We start from the raw sequence: 16,217 nt of genomic DNA on the forward strand, positions 1-16,217 counted from the left end.
ATTTAGACGGCATTCGCCGATTCAAGGAAGTCCTGGGCAAAACGCTGCAATACGCCACCGGCCTCGTAGATCGACACTTCCTCAGCGGTATCGAGGCGGCAGGTCACCGGCACCTCGACGCGCTCGCCGTTCTTGCGAGTGATGACCAGGGTCAGCGTCGCACGCGGCGTGCGTTCGCCGATCACGTCATAGACTTCGCTGCCGTCGATGCCCAGGGTCTTGCGATCAGTGCCGGGCTTGAACTCCAGCGGCAACACGCCCATGCCCACCAGGTTGGTGCGGTGGATGCGCTCGAAGCCTTCGGCGGCGATCGCCTCGACACCGGCCAGTCGCACGCCCTTGGCCGCCCAGTCCCGGGACGAACCCTGGCCGTAGTCGGCTCCGGCAATGATGATCAGCGGCTGCTTGCGCTCCATGTAGGTCTCGATGGCTTCCCACATGCGCATGACCTTGCCTTCCGGCTCGACCCGGGCCAGGGAGCCCTGCTTGACCTTGCCGTTTTCCTGGACCATTTCGTTGAACAGTTTCGGGTTGGCGAAGGTGGCGCGCTGCGCGGTCAGGTGGTCGCCGCGGTGGGTCGCGTAGGAGTTGAAGTCTTCCTCCGGCAGGCCCATTTTCGCCAGGTATTCGCCGGCGGCGCTGTCCAGCATGATGGCGTTGGACGGCGACAGGTGATCGGTGGTGATGTTGTCCGGCAGCACCGCCAGCGGGCGCATGCCCTTGAGCGGCCGCGCACCGGCCAGCGCGCCTTCCCAATACGGCGGACGACGGATGTAGGTGCTTTGTGGGCGCCAATCGTACAGCGGCGTCACTTTCGGCCCGGTGTCTTCCTGGATGGCGAACATCGGGATGTACACCTGGCGGAACTGCTCGGGTTTCACCGAGGCCTTGACCACCGCATTGATTTCTTCGTCGCTCGGCCAGATGTCCTTGAGGCGGATTTCCCGACCGTCCACCACACCCAGTACATCCTTCTCGATGTCGAAGCGGATGGTCCCGGCGATGGCATAAGCGACCACCAGCGGTGGCGAGGCAAGGAACGCCTGCTTGGCGTACGGATGGATACGCCCGTCGAAGTTGCGGTTGCCCGACAACACCGCGGTGGCATACAGGTCGCGGTCGATGATTTCCTGTTGGATCACCGGGTCCAACGCGCCAGACATACCGTTGCAGGTGGTGCAGGCGAACGCCACCACGCCGAAGCCCAGCTTCTCGAGTTCGGACGTCAGGCCGGCTTCATCCAGGTACAGCGCCACGGTTTTCGAACCCGGCGCCAGGGACGACTTGACCCACGGTTTGCGGACCAGGCCCAGGCGGTTGGCGTTGCGCGCCAGCAGGCCGGCGGCGATCACGTTGCGCGGGTTGCTGGTATTGGTGCAACTGGTGATGGCGGCGATGATCACCGCACCGTCGGGCATTTGCCCCGGCACATCGTCCCACTGTCCGGAAATGCCTTTGGCAGCCAGGTCCGACACCGCAACCCGGGCGTGCGGGTTGCTCGGACCTGCCATGTTGCGCACCACCGACGACAGGTTGAAGGTCAGGCCACGCTCATATTGCGCGCCTTTGAGATTGTCAGCCCACAAGCCGGCCTGTTTGGCGTAGGTCTCGACCAACCGCACCTGCTCGTCTTCACGACCGGTGAGTTTCAAGTAATCGATGGTTTGCTGGTCGATATAGAACATCGCCGCCGTGGCGCCGTATTCCGGGGCCATGTTGGAAATGGTCGCGCGGTCGCCCAAGGTCAGGGCACTGGCGCCTTCGCCGAAAAACTCCAGCCAGGCACCGACGACTTTTTGCTGGCGCAGGAATTCGGTCAACGCCAGCACCATGTCAGTGGCGGTGATGCCCGGTTGCAGCTTGCCGGTCAGCTCGACGCCGATGATTTCCGGCAGGCGCATCCACGAGGCGCGGCCAAGCATGACGCTTTCGGCCTCCAGGCCACCGACGCCGATGGCGATCACGCCCAGGGCATCGACGTGGGGCGTGTGGCTGTCGGTGCCCACGCAGGTGTCGGGGAACGCCACGCCGTCACGCTGCTGGATCACCGGGGACATTTTTTCCAGGTTGATCTGGTGCATGATCCCGTTGCCCGGCGGAATCACGTCGACGTTCTTGAAGGCTTTCTTGGTCCAGTTGATGAAGTGGAAACGGTCTTCGTTGCGCCGGTCTTCGATGGCGCGGTTCTTGGCGAAGGCCTGAGGGTCGAAACCGGCGCTTTCCACCGCCAGCGAGTGGTCGACGATCAGTTGGGTCGGCACCACCGGGTTGACCTGCGCCGGGTCACCGCCCTGCAAGGCGATGGCGTCGCGCAGGCCTGCCAGGTCCACCAGCGCGGTCTGGCCAAGAATGTCATGGCACACCACGCGGGCCGGGAACCACGGGAAGTCCAGGTCGCGCTTGCGCTCGATCAGTTGCAGCAGCGACTCGCCCAGCGTGGCCGGGTCGCAGCGCCGCACCAGGTTTTCCGCCAGCACGCGAGAGGTGTATGGCAGGCCGTCGTAGGCGCCGGGGCGAATGGCGTCCACGGCCTCACGAACGTCGAAATAATCCAGCGAAGTGCCGGGCAGCGGTTTGCGAAATTCTGTGTTCATCGTCAGGACTCGGGTCACGGTGGTTTCAGAAGGGTGGCGCCGGACTTGAAGCGACCCCGGCCACTGTGGGAGCGAGCTTGCTCGCTCCCACAGGGTTTCGGGGGTATCCAGTTCCTGCGGCTAGAACCCTCCAGCTCAGCGTTGTTCGATTGGCACGAACTTGCGCTGTTCGACGCCGGTGTATTCGGCGCTCGGTCGGATGATGCGGTTGTTGGCGCGTTGTTCGAACACGTGGGCGGCCCAGCCGGTCAGGCGCGAGCAAACGAAGATCGGCGTGAACAGCTTGGTCGGGATGCCCATGAAGTGGTACGCCGAGGCATGGTAGAAATCGGCGTTGGGGAACAGTTTCTTCTGCTCCCACATGGTCTTGTCGATGGCTTCGGAGACCGGGAACAGCACCGTGTCGCCCACTTCATCGGCGAGTTTTTTCGACCAGCCCTTGATCACCTCGTTGCGCGGGTCGTTGTCCTTATAGATCGCGTGGCCGAAGCCCATGATCTTGTCCTTGCGCGCCAGCATGCCGAGGGTGCCTTCGATGGCGTCCTGGGGCGAGCTGAAGCGCTCGATCATTTCCATCGCCGCTTCGTTGGCGCCGCCGTGCAGCGGGCCGCGCAACGAGCCGATGGCGGCCGTGATGCAGGAAAACAGGTCCGACAGCGTGGAGGCGCAAACCCGGGCGGTGAAGGTCGAGGCGTTGAATTCGTGCTCGGCGTAGAGGATCAGCGAAACATTCATCACCTTGACATGCAGCTCGCTCGGCTTCTTGCCGTGCAACAGATGCAGGAAGTGGCCGCCGATGGAGGTTTCGTCCGTCACGCATTCGATGCGCTGGCCTTGGTGGCTGAAGCGATACCAGTAACACATGATTGCCGGGAACGCGGCCAGCAGGCGATCGGTCTTGTCGTGCTGCTCGGAGAAGTCGTTCTCCGGTTCCAGGTTGCCCAGGAACGAGCAGCCGGTGCGCATGACGTCCATCGGGTGGGCTTCGGCGGGAATGCGCTCCAGCACTTCTTTCAAAGCCTGGGGCAAGTCCCGCAAACCGCGCAATTTACTGATGTAGGCGTCCAGCTGTGCCTGGGTCGGCAGCTCGCCGTACAGCAGCAGGTAGGCCACTTCTTCAAATTGCGCATCTGCCGCCAGGTCGCGAACGTCATAGCCGCGATAGGTCAGGCCGGCGCCCGACTGGCCTACGGTGGACAATGCGGTTTGCCCGGCTACCTGGCCACGGAGCCCGGCGCCACTGAGTACTTTTGCTTCGGCCATTTGCTGTCTCCCGTTTTTAGATTTGTAGAGAATGGAGGGAAGAGATCGCAGCCTCGTTGCACTCGACAGCTCCTACGGAACAGCGAGGCTGCGACCTGTTCATTTTTTCGCCGCGAACAACGCATCGAGCTTCTGCTCGAAGGTGTGGTAGTCGATGCGATCGTAAAGCTCCATGCGGGTCTGCATGGTGTCGATGACATTCTGTTGCGTGCCGTCGCGGCGGATCGCGGTGTAGACGTTCTCGGCGGCTTTGTTCATGGCGCGGAACGCCGACAGCGGGTACAGCACCAGGGACACGTCGGCACCGGCCAACTGTTCGGTGGTGTACAGCGGGGTCGCGCCGAATTCGGTGATGTTGGCCAGGATCGGCGCTTTCACGCGGCTGGCGAACAGCTTGTACATTTCAAGCTCGGTGATGGCCTCCGGGAAAATCATGTCGGCACCGGCCTCGATGCAGGCGGCGGCGCGATCCAGGGCCGACTCCAAGCCTTCCACCGCTAGGGCATCGGTACGGGCCATGATCACGAAACTGTCATCGGTGCGAGCATCGACGGCGGCCTTGATGCGGTCGACCATTTCTTGCTGCGAGACAATCTCCTTGTTCGGACGATGGCCGCAACGCTTGGCGCCGACCTGGTCCTCGATGTGGATGGCCGCCGCGCCGAACTTGATCATCGACTTGACCGTACGCGCCACGTTGAACGCCGAGGAACCGAAGCCGGTGTCCACGTCCACCAACAGCGGCAGATCGCACACGTCGGTGATACGGCGCACATCGGTCAGCACGTCATCCAGGCCGGTAATGCCCAGGTCCGGCACGCCGAGGGAGCCGGCGGCCACGCCGCCGCCCGACAGGTAGATCGCCTTGAAACCGGCGCGTTTGGCCAGCAGCGCGTGGTTGGCGTTGATCGTGCCCACCACTTGCAGCGGATGCTCGGTGGCGACCGCCTCGCGGAAACGCTGGCCTGGCGTGCTCTTGCTGGAACTCATGACTCACCTCGTTCAGTGGCGGCGCTGTCCTGGAAATGACGCGCAATGTTGCGTTTGGACGCACCGATGTGCCGGCGCATCAATAATTCAGCCAGTTCGCCGTCACGGTCGGCGATGGCGTCTAGAATCCGATGGTGCTCGGCAAAGGCCTGGCGCGGACGGTTCGGCGTAGTGGAAAACTGGATGCGGTACATGCGCACCAGTTGGTACAGCTCGCCGCACAGCATCTGCGTCAGGGTGCGGTTGCCGCTGCCCTGGATGATCCGGTAATGAAAGTCGAAATCGCCTTCCTGCTGGTAATAACCGACACCGGCCTGGAACGCCGCATCGCGTTCGTGGGTCTCCAGCACCCGGCGCAGCTCGTCGATTTCTTCCAGGGTCATGCGTTCGGCCGCCAGGCGGCAGGCCATGCCTTCGAGGGACTCACGGATTTCGTAGAGTTCCAGCAGCTCGGCGTGGCTCAGCGACACCACCCGGGCACCGACGTGAGGCACCCGCACCAGCAGGCGCTGGCCTTCCAGGCGATGGATCGCCTCGCGCAGCGGTCCGCGGCTGATGCCGTAGGTGCGCGCCAGCTCGGGCTCGGAGATCTTGCTGCCCGGGGCGATCTCGCCTTTGACGATGGCGGCCTGGATACGTCGGAAGACGTTCTCGGAAAGGGTCTCCGAATCGTCTTGGGCCATCACCGGGGTTTCGAGCTGATCGAGCATATTGTCGACACCTTTAAAATCAATACGGCAAAAACTAACCAAAAGAGCCGTTAACGTCAAAACATAAATCGACATTGTCGACAATCGTCTAATAAGCCCCATTGCCATAACCGCTCGTTTGAATGCGTCGTAGCGTCCGGCCAGCGGTGGCGTCAGAAAACCACCGTGCTAGAATGCCGCGCGATTTGCCGCTCTCCTTTTATAGGGAAGGCTGCCCAGGGAGCTTGTGCAGTAATGCCAGGGCCTGAACCGATAAACGGAACGCTGCGCACCAGGATCTATGACACTCAAGCCCTTAACTGCTGTTCTTTACTTCATGTGCCTGCCGGGGCTTGCCGCGGCGGGTGAAAAAACCGTGTACGGCCTCAACGAATACGCCGCCCTGCAGGGCATCGACCTGGAGGTCGCCGCCAAGCTGGACACCGGTGCCAAGACCGCCTCGCTGAGTGCCCGGGACATCAAGCGCTTCAAGCGCAATGGCGAGTCCTGGGTGCGCTTTTACCTGGCCATCGACGCGGCCCACTCGCACCCCATCGAACGTCCGCTGGCCCGGGTCAGCAAGATCAAACGCCGTGCCGGTGACTACGACCCGGAAGAAGGCAAGAAATACACGGCCCGACCGGTCATCGAACTGGATATCTGCATGGGCTCGGCCTTGCGCAGCATCGAAGTGAACCTGACCGACCGCAGCGCCTTCCAATACCCGTTACTGATCGGTTCCGAGGCGCTCAAGCGCTTCGACGCACTGGTCGACCCCAGCCTTAAATACGCCGCCGGCAAACCTGCCTGCGCCAATGCCGCTCATACCGCAGAGTAATCCCAATGCGCTCTCTTACCCTCCATCTGAAAATACTGATCGCCATCCTGGTGGCGTTGGGCCTGTCGGTGACGGCCTATCAGATTTTCGTGCTCGGCATTCCGGTGACCGAAGATGCCACCGACGACTTGTGGAACATCGACGCCAAGGTCGAGTTCGTCGCCAACGCCAAGGATCCGGTGAAGATCCAGATGTTCGTGCCGCCCTTGAGCCGCGACTACGTGAGCCTCAATGAGAGTTTCATTTCCAATAACTACGGCGTGGCAGTGAACCGAGTCGACGGTAACCGCAAGGTGACGTGGTCGGCTCGTCGCGCCAAGGGCAACCAGACCCTTTATTACCGCCTGGTGCTGACCAAGCGCTACAGCGCCGAAAAAACCAAGCTCAAGGGCCCGACCTTCCGCGACAGCATCGCCGTCGAAGGTCCGGAGAAGCTGGCCGCCGAAGCCCTGCTCGCGCCGATCCGCCAGCATTCGGCCGACGTCGAGACGTTCATCAGCGAAACGATCAAGCGGGTCAACAACCTCAACGACGACAACGTCAAGCTGTTGCTGGCCGGCGACCCTTCCTCGGCCAACAAGGCGCGAATCGTCGAACTGGTGCTGTCCATCGCCCACGTGCCAGTGGAAAAGGTCCACACCATCCGCCTGGTGGCTGATCTACCGCAGACACCTGAACTGTGGTTGCGCAGCTTCAACGGCACCGACTGGCTGTATTTCAACCCGGACACCGGCGAGCAGGGCCTATCTTCCGACCGCCTGCTGTGGTGGACCGGCGATGAAAACCTGGTCACCGTCGATGGTGGCAAGAAAGCCACCGTCACCTTCACCCTGAACAACAGCGAAATGAACGCCATTCGCCTGGCCAAGCTGACAGACGAGAACACCGACGCCAACTTCCTCGAATACTCGCTCTACGGCCTGCCGCTGCAGACCCAGCAAACCTTCATGATCATGGTGATGATCCCGATCGGCGTGCTGGTCATCCTGATACTGCGCAACCTGATCGGCCTGCAAACCCTGGGGACCTTCACCCCGGTGCTGATCGCCCTGGCCTTTCGCGAGACCCAACTGGGCTTCGGCATCATCCTGTTCACGGTGATCACCACGCTGGGCCTGTCGCTGCGTTCGTACCTGGAGCACCTCAAGCTGCAGATGCTGCCAAGGCTCTCGGTGGTGCTGACGTTCGTGGTGGTGCTGATCGCCGCCATCAGCCTGTTCAGCCATAAGCTGGGCCTGGAACGCGGCCTGTCGGTGGCGCTGTTCCCGATGGTGATCCTGACCATGACCATCGAACGCCTGTCCATCACCTGGGAAGAGCGCGGTGCCGGCCATGCGATGAAAGTCGCCATCGGCACCTTGTTCGCCGCGTCCCTGGCGCACCTGATCATGAGCGTGCCGGAGTTGGTGTACTTCGTGTTCACATTCCCGGCGATCCTGCTGATCCTGGTGGGCTTCATGCTGGCCATGGGGCGTTATCGCGGCTACCGCCTGACCGAGCTGGTGCGGTTCAAGGCCTTCCTCAAGGCAGACTCCTGATGTTCGGCTTCTGGAAGACTTGGAAGGCCCTGGAAGCCCGGGGCATCATGGGCATCAATCGGCGTAATGCCGACTACGTGCTCAAGTACAACAAGCGCAGCCTGTACCCCATCGTCGATGACAAGATCCTCACCAAGGAACGGGCCATCGCCGCCGGCATTCATGTGCCGGAGTTGTACGGGGTGATCTCCACCGAAAAGGAAATCGACAAGCTCGACGAGATCATCGGCGGGCGCAGCGACTTCGTGATCAAACCGGCCCAGGGCGCAGGCGGCGACGGCATCATTGTCATCGCCGACCGTTTCGAGGGTCGCTATCGCACGGTGTCCGGCAAGATCATCAGCCATGAGGAAATCGAGCACCATGTCTCCAGCATCCTCACCGGCCTGTACTCCTTGGGTGGGCACCGTGACCGGGCGCTGATCGAGTACCGCGTGACGCCGGACCAGATCTTCAAGAGCATCAGTTACGAAGGCGTACCGGACATCCGCATCATCGTGCTGATGGGCTATCCGGTGATGGCCATGCTGCGGTTGCCGACCCGTCAGTCCGGCGGCAAGGCCAACCTGCACCAAGGCGCCATCGGCGTGGGCGTCGACCTCGCCACCGGCCTGACCCTGCGCGGCACCTGGCTGAACAACATCATCGCCAAACACCCCGACACCACCAACGCGGTGGACGGCGTGCAACTGCCCTACTGGGACGGCTTCATGAAACTGGCCGCCGGTTGCCATGAACTGTGCGGGCTGGGCTACATCGGCGTCGACATGGTGCTGGACCAGGAAAAAGGCCCATTGATCCTGGAGCTGAACGCCCGGCCAGGGCTGAACATCCAGATCGCCAACGACTGCGGCCTGACCCTGCGCACCCACGCGGTGGAAGCCCACCTGGAAGAACTCAAGGCCCGCGGCGTTACCGAAACCGTGGAAGAGCGCGTGGCGTTTGCCCAGGCGTTGTTCGGGCATATTGCGCCGGTTGAGGGTTGAAAATTGAACTTTGCTCCCGCCGGGTTCTGTAGGAGCTGGCGAAGCCTGCGATCTTTTGATCTTGATCTTTGGCTTGCGACTCAACTGCCAGGGACAAGATCGCAGCCTCGCTTCGCTCGACAGCTCCTACGGGCGCAACCCTGCGGGAGCAAGCTCCCTTGCCACAGATATCGTCGATCCTTCCAGACATGCCCATCTCCGACATCCCTCTAGGAGCAAATCCTACAGAAGGATTACAATCGCTCCCCCGCCTGAACGGCTGACCTGCCCCGCCCATGCCAACCTGCTCCGTACACCCGCTACCCTACCGCGCCAACCCTGCCGAGTATTTCGCGGCGATCCGTCATGCCCCCGGCAGCGTGCTGCTCGACAGTGGCCGGCCGAGTGCCGAACGTGGGCGTTATGATCTGCTCAGCGCCTGGCCGCTGGCGCAACTGGCGGTGCTGCCGGACGAGAGCGGTGCAGATTTCCTGCGACGCCTGCGCATCCAACTGACACGGCTGGGGCACGCCGTACTGCCTACCACGGTGCAATTGCCCTTTGCCGGCGGCCTGATCGGCTACTTGAGCTATGACTTCGGCCGACACCTCGAAACCTTGCCATCCCACGCCAAGGACGACCTGCAACTGCCCGACGCGCGTTTTGGCGTGTACGACTGGGCGCTGCTCAGCGATCACCAGGCCGGCACCAGCCAATTGGTCTTCCACCCCCATTGCGGCGAAGGCGAACGCCAGCGCCTGATCGCCCTGTTCAGCCAGCCGACTGCGGCCTCCGTTGGCGCCTTCAGCCTCGAAGGAGCGATGATCCCCGACCTCAGCGCCGAAACCTATCGACAGGCCTTCGAGCGTATCCAGGCGTATATCCAGGCGGGTGACTGCTACCAGGTCAATTTTGCCCAGCGCTTTCGCGCGCCCTGCCAGGGCGATGCCTGGGCCGCTTACCAGGCGCTGCGGGCGGCGTGCCCGACGCCGTTTTCCGGTTTCCAGAGCCTGCCCGATGGCGGCGCGGTGCTGAGCCTGTCGCCCGAACGCTTCGTCAAGGTCAGCGAAGGGCATGTGGAAACCCGGCCGATCAAGGGCACCCGGCCCCGCGGAGCAACGCCCAGCGAAGACGCAGCCCACGCCGCCGAGCTGCTGGCCAGCCCCAAGGACCGGGCGGAAAACCTGATGATTGTCGACCTGCTGCGCAACGACCTGGGCCGCACCTGCCGCATTGGCTCGGTGCGGGTGCCGGAGTTGTTCAGCCTGGAAAGCTACCCGAACGTGCATCACCTGGTCAGCAGCGTGACCGGCGAGTTGGCCGACGACAAGGACGCCTTGGACCTGATCGCCGGCAGCTTCCCCGGTGGCTCGATCACCGGCGCCCCGAAAATCCGCGCCATGCAGATCATCGACGAACTCGAACCGACCCGACGCGGCCTGTATTGCGGCTCGTTGCTGTACCTGGACGTGCGCGGGGAAATGGACAGCTCCATCGCCATCCGTAGCCTGCTGGTCAAGGATGGGCAAGTGTGCTGCTGGGGCGGCGGCGGGATTGTCGCGGACTCGGACTGGGAGGCCGAGTACCAGGAGTCGATTACCAAGGTGAAGGTGTTGCTCGAAACCTTGCAGAACCTTTAAAGCATCGCGGGCAAGCCTTGCTCCCACAGGCTGCGTGCCATCCCCCTGTGGGAACAAGGCTGAGCAGCCTCGCACACAGGATTGCTTCATACCCCTGTGGGAGCAAGGCTTGCCCGCGATGACAGTGTGTCAGTCGACACCAATGCCGGCTGAAGCACCGCTATCGCGAGCAGGCTCGCTCCCACATCAAGGATTGGGTTTACAGGTTGAGGCTGCGGTTCGAAGCCTTGAGGAATTCCTGCTTCAACTCGGCAAAGCTGTGCACTGCCGGGAATTGCGGGAATTCGCTGATCACGTTTTCAGGCGCATGGAACAGAATCCCGGCATCGGCTTCGCCCAGCATCGTGGTGTCGTTGTAGGAATCTCCCGCGGCAATCACCCGGTAGTAAAGGCTCTTGAAAGACAGGACCGACTGGCGCTTGGGATCTTTCTGACGCAACTGGTAGCCGGTCACCCGCCCGCTGTCATCGGTAATCAGTCGATGGCAGAGCAACGTCGGGAAGCCCAACTGGCGCATTAACGGCTGGGAAAATTCGTAGAACGTGTCGGAAAGAATCACCACCTGGAAGCGTTCGCGCAGCCAGTCGACGAAGTCGATGGCGCCGTCCAGCGGCTTGAGGGTGGCGATGACTTCCTGGATGTCGGAGAGCTTGAGGCCGTGCTCGTCGAGAATGCGCAACCGTTGCTTCATCAGCACGTCGTAGTCGGGAATGTCCCGAGTGGTTGCCCTGAGGGCGTCAATCCCGGTTTTTTCAGCGAAGGCGATCCAGATCTCCGGGACCAGTACACCTTCCAGGTCGAGACAGGCAATTTCCACAAGACACTCCCATTTTCTTTGATGTTTATTGGTTGAGCGAACAAAAGGCTTGCCGACTCTAGCCATTCGTCGAAGCCTGCGCAACGCACAGGAACGCGCCAGCCCCGACAGCTTTTGCTACCATCAGCCCCATATAGAGCGCCCAGCGCCACCGACCTGTAGGAAACCGCCCTGATGAGCCCATCGTTTGACGTCGTGGAACTCGCCACGACCTATGCCAACAAGTCCCCGCAGGACATCCTCAAACTGGCCTTCGCCGAATTCGGCGACGAGCTGTGGATATCTTTCAGCGGCGCCGAAGACGTGGTGCTGGTGGACATGGCCTGGAAACTGAACAAGAACGTCAAGGTGTTCAGCCTCGACACTGGCCGCTTGCACCCGGAAACCTATCGTTTCATCGACCAGGTGCGCGAGCACTACAAGATCGACATCGAACTGGTGTCGCCGGACTACACGAAACTTGAACCCTTCGTGAAGGAAAAAGGCCTGTTCAGCTTCTACAAGGACGGACACGGCGAGTGCTGCGGCATCCGCAAGATCGAACCGTTGCGGCGCAAACTGACCGATGTCCGCGCCTGGGCCACCGGCCAGCGCCGAGACCAGAGCCCCGGCACCCGCAGCCAGGTGGCGGTGTTGGAAATCGACACGGCGTTTTCCACCCCGGAGCGCACCTTGTACAAGTTCAACCCGCTGTCGCAGATGACCAGCGAAGAAGTCTGGGGCTATATCCGCATGCTGGAACTGCCTTACAACAGCCTGCATGAGCGTGGGTTCATCAGCATCGGCTGCGAGCCCTGCACCCGCCCGGTGCTGCCAAACCAGCACGAGCGTGAAGGCCGTTGGTGGTGGGAAGAAGCCACGCAGAAAGAATGCGGGCTGCACGCCGGGAACATCATCGCCAAATCCAAGACCGTCTAAGCGCTCGCCGCACCCTGTACACAAAAATGTCACTACAAGTGGCATTTTTGTGTGCACTTATTACATTACCGCCCCCAAAGGTTACACACACCTCCCGCCTCGCCTGCCCTCCCAACCCTGTTGGCGTTCGCCAAAAAATAAATACCTGTTTAAACGGTCAGTTTTAAATCACGGTATTTCAGTTACTTATTCAAACATCATAACGAAACGAAATTAGCACTTCTTCGGATAGATTCGTAAGTGGCATAAATCTGGCTTGAGTCGACACGTGTTTTGTATACAACTTATATAAAACATACACACACTTTAGATCCGCAAGCCTGAAGCGCCCTATCCCGTACAGGCTGCAGATGCCCCGTAATTAGTGATGCTCGCCCGCCGCGACGAAGATTTGTCGAGCCCCGCGCTCATGCACAGTCATCGCTGCGCCGAGAATCAGGAGCCTGCCGGAATGCGTACAAGTCTCTCCAATAACATCGCGCTGGATCTGCCCTCCACCACCACGGCCCTCGACGACAACACCGCCGCGCCCCTGGCCCTGAGCCCGAGGCTGCACAATAAAGACCTGGCACCGACCAAGGCCGAAGGTCGACGCTGGGGTCGCTACAGCATCTTTGCCCTGTGGACCAACGACGTGCACAACATCGCCAACTACTCCTTCGCCATCGGCCTGTATGCGCTAGGCCTGGGTGGCTGGCAGATCTTGCTGTCCCTGGGGATTGGCGCGGCGCTGGTGTATGGCTTCATGAACCTGTCCGGCTACATGGGCCAGAAAACCGGGGTGCCGTTCCCGGTGATCAGCCGGATCAGCTTCGGGATTCATGGCGCGCAGATTCCGGCCTTGATCAGGGCGGTCATCGCCATTGCCTGGTTCGGTATCCAGACCTACCTGGCCTCGGTGGTGTTGCGCGTGTTGCTGGTGGCGATCCACCCGGGTTTTGCCGATTACGACCACGACTCGATCCTCGGCCTGTCGAGCCTGGGCTGGGTGTGCTTCGTGGCGATCTGGTTCGTGCAACTGGTGATCCTGGCCTACGGCATGGAGATGGTGCGCCGCTATGAAGGCTTTGCCGGGCCGGTGATCCTGGTGACTGTCGCGGCCCTGGCCGGTTGGATGTACACCCAGGCCGACGCCACCATTGCCTGGTCGATCCGCAAACCGCTGACCGGTGGCGAGATGTGGCGCAATATCTTTGCCGGTGGCGCGCTGTGGCTGTCGATCTACGGCACGCTGATCCTCAATTTCTGCGACTTCGCCCGCTCCTCGCCGTGCCGCCGGACCATCGTCGTCGGCAATTTCTGGGGCCTGCCGGTGAACATCCTGGTGTTTGCCGGGATCACCATCCTGCTCTGCGGTGCGCAGTTCCAGATCAATGGGCAAATCATTGAAAGCCCGACCCAGGTGATTGCCTCGATCCCCAACACCTTCTTCCTCGTATTGGGCTGCCTGGCCTTCCTGATCGTCACCGTGGCGGTGAACATCATGGCCAACTTCGTCGCCCCGGCCTTTGTGCTCAGCAACCTGGCGCCCAAGTACCTGACCTTCCGCCGCGCCGGGTTGATCAGCGCCGCCATTGCCGTGCTGATCCTGCCGTGGAACCTCTACAACAGCCCCCTGGTGATCGTGTATTTCCTGTCCGGCCTCGGCGCCCTGCTCGGGCCGCTGTACGGGGTGATCATGGTCGACTACTGGCTGCTGCGAAAAGGCCGCATCAACGTGCCGCAACTGTATAGCGAGGACCCAAACGGTGCGTATTTCTACAGCAGTGGGGTCAACCTGCGCGCGGTGGCGGCGTTCATTCCGGCAGCGCTGATCGCGATTGTCCTGGCGCTGGTGCCTGGTTTTGACAGTGTTTCACCGTTCTCCTGGCTGATTGGCGCTTCAATTGCAGGGCTGCTGTACCTGATCATCGCCAAACGCCAGCCGTACTACGAGGACGTCAGCGGCGAATCCATCGCGGTGGATAACGTCAGTCATTGATCGCTCAAGGCGGCCCGCCAGGTTCGGGCCGCTTACTTTTGTGTGTTAAGGAGGACAGTTCATGCGAATTCTCGTGGTCAACGTCAACACCACTGAATCCATCACCCAGGCTATCGCCCGACAGGCCCAGGCCGTCGCCGCGCCGGGCACCGAGATCGTCGGGCTCACGCCGCATTTCGGTGCCGACTCTATCGAGGGCAATTTTGAAAGCTACCTGGCGGCCATCGCGGTGATGGACCGGGTGATGTCCTACGACCAGCCGTTCGACGCGGTGATCCAGGCCGGCTATGGCGAGCATGGCCGTGAAGGCCTGCAGGAACTGCTCAACGTGCCGGTGGTGGACATCACCGACGCCGGCGCCAGCACCGCCATGTTCCTCGGCCACGCTTACTCGGTGGTCACGACCCTGGACCGCACCGTGCCGCTGATCGAAGACCGGCTCAAGCTGTCCGGCCTGTTCGAGCGCTGCGCCTCGGTACGGGCCAGCGGCCTGGCGGTGCTGGAGTTGGAGCAAGATCCGCAACGGGCGCTGGAAGCCATTGTGCAGCAGGCCGAACTGGCAGTGAGCCAGGACAAGGCCGAGGTGATCTGCCTGGGCTGCGGCGGCATGGCCGGGCTCGACGAGCAGATCCGCCAGCGCACCGGGGTGCCGGTGGTCGATGGGGTGACGGCGGCGGTAACCATTGCCGAAGCGCTGGTGCGACTGGGGCTGTCGACGTCGAAAGTACGCACCTACGCGACGCCCCGGCCCAAGACCATCATTGGCTGGCCGGGGCGGTTTGGGCGGTGAGTTCACGGCTTTAGACCGCAGCGCGCCCTTCGCGAGCAAGCCCGCTCCCACATTGAATAGTGCTAGTCACGAGGTTTGTGTACGACACCGATCTACTGTGGGAGCGGGCTTGCTCGCGAAGGGCTCGCCTCGGTCCGAAGCCCAGCTCAAACCGCACTGAACCGCCGCGCCAACCCCTGCTCGGCAAACTGCTCGATGATGAAATCCACAAACGCCCGGGTCTTGCCCGGCAACAGTTTATGTTCGGCGTAGTAGATGGAGATGTTGCCATCGTCGACATACCAGTCCGGCAGCACCCGCTGCAGTGCTCCGGATTCCAGGAAGGGCACGGCGATCGGCATGCTCACCAGGCCGATGCCAAGCCCTTGGGCGGCGGCCGCGCAGTCGGCTTCCGAATCGCTCATGGTCATGCGCGTCTTGAGCGTCAGCGGGCTGTGTTCCCGATTGCGGCTGGTCAGTTGCCAGGAACGGACCCGCCCGGTTTGTGGTGAACGAATCAGGATGCCTTGGTGCTGTGCCAGATCTTCCGGCTCTGTCACCGCGGCATGGGTTCGCAGGTAGTCGGTTGAGGCAACCAGCACCCGATGAGCCACCGTCAATTTGCGCGCCACCACCCCCTGGGGCAACTCGAAACCGCCGCCGATGGCGGCATCGAAGCCCTGGCCAATCAGGTCCACCTGGCGATTATCAAAATGCCAGTCCGGGTTGATCGCCGGGTAGCGTCGCAGAAACTCCCCCAGCAACGGCACGACAAACAATCGACCGAACGCCGTGCCCATGCTCACCTTCAGCGTCCCTGCCGGTTGCCCACCGGCGCTGGCCAGGTTGGCGACGGCATTCTGGATGGTGTTGAAACTGCTGCCGACTTCCCCCAGGAACAACTGGCCGGCTTCGGTCAGCCTCAGGCTGCGGGTGCTACGCTGGAACAGGCGTACGCCCATTCGCGCCTCCAGCTTGGCGACGCTTTTTCCCACCGCGGCCGGGGTTACGCTCAAACGTCGCGCCGCCTCGGCAAAGCTGCCGACTTCGGCGCTGCGCACGAAGCATTCGATACTGTTGAAGGTCTCCATGAGCCTCACTCTAAACTTTTGGTTTAGACAGACTATAGCAATGGCGGTCTACACAGCCCACCGCACCTTCTTGATACTCGCTCCATCACCGCGGCATCTCGCCCCGGCACTTTTTGGAGATCAT

At 61.8% G+C, this 16,217-nt stretch carries 13 protein-coding genes; 7 read left to right on the plus strand and 6 right to left on the minus strand.

Translation table 11 applies throughout. The features are described 5' to 3' along the window. Positions 1-2: 2 nt before the first annotated feature. The 4 genes from acnD to AC09SL_RS14690 all read right to left on the minus strand — a co-directional run bounded on the left by acnD (position 3) and on the right by AC09SL_RS14690 (position 5,557). Positions 3-2,594, minus strand: coding sequence for a Fe/S-dependent 2-methylisocitrate dehydratase AcnD (gene acnD / locus AC09SL_RS14675; RefSeq protein WP_058546380.1), 2,592 nt, complete (start codon positions 2,592-2,594; stop codon positions 3-5). Between the two features lie 135 nt (positions 2,595-2,729). Further along, a complete protein-coding gene (gene prpC / locus AC09SL_RS14680; protein WP_058546381.1) occupies positions 2,730-3,857 on the minus strand; it encodes a bifunctional 2-methylcitrate synthase/citrate synthase in 1,128 nt (375 codons plus the stop codon). 99 nt (positions 3,858-3,956) lie between these two features. Beyond that, the gene (gene prpB, locus AC09SL_RS14685) at positions 3,957-4,847 is read right to left on the minus strand and encodes a methylisocitrate lyase (protein ID WP_058546382.1); all 891 of its coding nucleotides are present in this window, start codon (positions 4,845-4,847) and stop codon (positions 3,957-3,959) included. Further along, the gene (locus AC09SL_RS14690) at positions 4,844-5,557 is read right to left on the minus strand and encodes a GntR family transcriptional regulator (RefSeq protein WP_003204063.1); all 714 of its coding nucleotides are present in this window, start codon (positions 5,555-5,557) and stop codon (positions 4,844-4,846) included. Before AC09SL_RS14690 ends, prpB begins: the two co-directional genes overlap by 4 nt. A gap of 280 nt (positions 5,558-5,837) precedes the next feature. On the opposite strand from AC09SL_RS14690, the gene rloA reads away from it, so the two are divergent. The 4 genes from rloA (at position 5,838) to pabB (ending at position 10,517) form a co-directional block, all read left to right on the plus strand. Next, positions 5,838-6,374 (plus strand): retropepsin-like aspartic peptidase RloA, encoded by a 537-nt coding sequence (gene rloA / locus AC09SL_RS14695; RefSeq protein ID WP_058546383.1) that lies wholly within the window; start codon positions 5,838-5,840, stop codon positions 6,372-6,374. A gap of 5 nt (positions 6,375-6,379) precedes the next feature. Beyond that, positions 6,380-7,912, plus strand: coding sequence for an osmotic stress tolerance membrane protein RloB (rloB, locus tag AC09SL_RS14700; RefSeq protein WP_058546384.1), 1,533 nt, complete (start codon positions 6,380-6,382; stop codon positions 7,910-7,912). Then, the gene (locus AC09SL_RS14705) at positions 7,912-8,898 is read left to right on the plus strand and encodes an alpha-L-glutamate ligase-like protein (protein ID WP_058546385.1); all 987 of its coding nucleotides are present in this window, start codon (positions 7,912-7,914) and stop codon (positions 8,896-8,898) included. Before rloB ends, AC09SL_RS14705 begins: the two co-directional genes overlap by 1 nt. Positions 8,899-9,173: 275 nt before the next feature. Next, the gene (pabB, locus tag AC09SL_RS14710; RefSeq protein WP_479571949.1) at positions 9,174-10,517 is read left to right on the plus strand and encodes an aminodeoxychorismate synthase component I; all 1,344 of its coding nucleotides are present in this window, start codon (positions 9,174-9,176) and stop codon (positions 10,515-10,517) included. 199 nt (positions 10,518-10,716) lie between these two features. Here the strand turns inward: pabB and thrH are convergent, their stop codons facing one another. After that, positions 10,717-11,334, minus strand: coding sequence for a bifunctional phosphoserine phosphatase/homoserine phosphotransferase ThrH (gene thrH, locus AC09SL_RS14715; protein ID WP_058543722.1), 618 nt, complete (start codon positions 11,332-11,334; stop codon positions 10,717-10,719). A gap of 174 nt (positions 11,335-11,508) precedes the next feature. Here thrH and AC09SL_RS14720 point away from each other — a divergent pair, with 174 nt between their 5' ends. From AC09SL_RS14720 to AC09SL_RS14730, 3 genes are all read left to right on the plus strand, one after another. After that, entirely contained in the window at positions 11,509-12,252 is a 744-nt protein-coding gene (locus AC09SL_RS14720) for a phosphoadenylyl-sulfate reductase (RefSeq protein WP_013693959.1), read from the plus strand. 451 nt (positions 12,253-12,703) lie between these two features. Next, positions 12,704-14,233 carry an NCS1 family nucleobase:cation symporter-1 gene (locus AC09SL_RS14725; protein ID WP_058543723.1) on the plus strand — a complete coding sequence of 510 codons (1,530 nt, stop codon included), beginning with the start codon at positions 12,704-12,706 and terminating at the stop codon, positions 14,231-14,233. 61 nt (positions 14,234-14,294) lie between these two features. Further along, positions 14,295-15,023, plus strand: coding sequence for an aspartate/glutamate racemase family protein (locus tag AC09SL_RS14730; protein ID WP_058543724.1), 729 nt, complete (start codon positions 14,295-14,297; stop codon positions 15,021-15,023). A gap of 146 nt (positions 15,024-15,169) precedes the next feature. On the opposite strand, the gene AC09SL_RS14735 is transcribed toward AC09SL_RS14730, so the two are convergent. Next, the gene (locus tag AC09SL_RS14735) at positions 15,170-16,093 is read right to left on the minus strand and encodes a LysR family transcriptional regulator (RefSeq protein WP_058543725.1); all 924 of its coding nucleotides are present in this window, start codon (positions 16,091-16,093) and stop codon (positions 15,170-15,172) included. Positions 16,094-16,217: the final 124 nt, after the last annotated feature.

It is taken from the genome of Pseudomonas sp. PF05, from assembly GCF_056521845.1.

What these genes read in the sequence shown, in the direction of transcription:
- prpB (WP_058546382.1), bottom strand. Translation starts at nt 4,847, where the DNA reads ATGAGTTCCAGCAAGAGCACGCCAGGCCAGCGTTTCCGCGAGGCGGTC.
- prpC (WP_058546381.1), bottom strand. Translation starts at nt 3,857, where the DNA reads ATGGCCGAAGCAAAAGTACTCAGTGGCGCCGGGCTCCGTGGCCAGGTA.
- rloB (WP_058546384.1), top strand. Translation starts at nt 6,380, where the DNA reads ATGCGCTCTCTTACCCTCCATCTGAAAATACTGATCGCCATCCTGGTG.
- AC09SL_RS14730 (WP_058543724.1), top strand. Translation starts at nt 14,295, where the DNA reads ATGCGAATTCTCGTGGTCAACGTCAACACCACTGAATCCATCACCCAG.
- acnD (WP_058546380.1), bottom strand. Translation starts at nt 2,594, where the DNA reads ATGAACACAGAATTTCGCAAACCGCTGCCCGGCACTTCGCTGGATTAT.
- AC09SL_RS14735 (WP_058543725.1), bottom strand. Translation starts at nt 16,093, where the DNA reads ATGGAGACCTTCAACAGTATCGAATGCTTCGTGCGCAGCGCCGAAGTC.
- AC09SL_RS14720 (WP_013693959.1), top strand. Translation starts at nt 11,509, where the DNA reads ATGAGCCCATCGTTTGACGTCGTGGAACTCGCCACGACCTATGCCAAC.
- AC09SL_RS14690 (WP_003204063.1), bottom strand. Translation starts at nt 5,557, where the DNA reads ATGCTCGATCAGCTCGAAACCCCGGTGATGGCCCAAGACGATTCGGAG.
- rloA (WP_058546383.1), top strand. Translation starts at nt 5,838, where the DNA reads ATGACACTCAAGCCCTTAACTGCTGTTCTTTACTTCATGTGCCTGCCG.
- pabB (WP_479571949.1), top strand. Translation starts at nt 9,174, where the DNA reads ATGCCAACCTGCTCCGTACACCCGCTACCCTACCGCGCCAACCCTGCC.
- AC09SL_RS14705 (WP_058546385.1), top strand. Translation starts at nt 7,912, where the DNA reads ATGTTCGGCTTCTGGAAGACTTGGAAGGCCCTGGAAGCCCGGGGCATC.
- AC09SL_RS14725 (WP_058543723.1), top strand. Translation starts at nt 12,704, where the DNA reads ATGCGTACAAGTCTCTCCAATAACATCGCGCTGGATCTGCCCTCCACC.